We start from the raw sequence: 682 nt of genomic DNA, 5'->3' as shown, positions 1-682 counted from the left end.
TTGGATCTTTAACCAATGCATCCTCGAACCCCTGGCTGCGCAAGCGGCAGCTGTCGCATTTGCCACAGGCATTGCCATTCTCGTCAGCCTGATAGCAGGACACCGTGAGCCCGTAATCCAGCCCCAGCGCTACCCCCTGCTGAATAATCTGCGCCTTGCTCAGGTGCATCAACGGGGTCTCGATCTGCATCGGCCGGCCTTCCACCCCGGCCTTGGTGGCCAGGTTGGCCATGGACTGGAACGCCTCGATAAAGGCCGGGCGGCAATCCGGGTAACCGGAATAGTCCACCGCATTCACGCCAATAAAAATGGCTTGTGCATCAACCACTTCTGCCAGACCCAACGCCAATGACAGGAACACGGTGTTGCGCGCCGGCACATAGGTCACCGGGATGCCTGCGCCACCGTCTTCCGGCACATCGATAGAATGATCGGTCAGGGCGGAGCCGCCGATATTGCCCATGCCCAGCTCAATAACGCGGTGGCTCAGTGCCCCCAGCGCCCCGGACACCTGCACCGCCGCATCCAGCTCCGAGCGGGTCCGCTGGCCATAATCAAAGGCGATGGTATGGCATTCATAGCCCTGGTCCCTGGCAATGGCCAGGCAAGTGGCAGAATCCGGGCCACCGGATAGCAACACCACGGCTTTTTTCATGGCAAGGCTCCTTAATTACTCATTACT

The 682-nt window shown here is 59.7% G+C and carries 1 protein-coding gene; it reads right to left on the bottom strand.

Features of this window, described 5'->3' with window-relative positions; translation table 11 throughout:
- The coding region (gene queC, locus A3730_RS20290; protein ID WP_063538787.1) for a 7-cyano-7-deazaguanine synthase QueC at window positions 1-655 on the bottom strand (655 nt) is incomplete at its 3' end.
- Between the last annotated feature and the right edge of the window lie 27 nt (window positions 656-682).

It is taken from the genome of Alcanivorax sp. HI0044, from assembly GCF_001634945.1.
The sequence above is the reverse complement of the archived record's forward strand: the minus strand, read 5'-3'. Positions and strand labels throughout refer to the sequence as shown.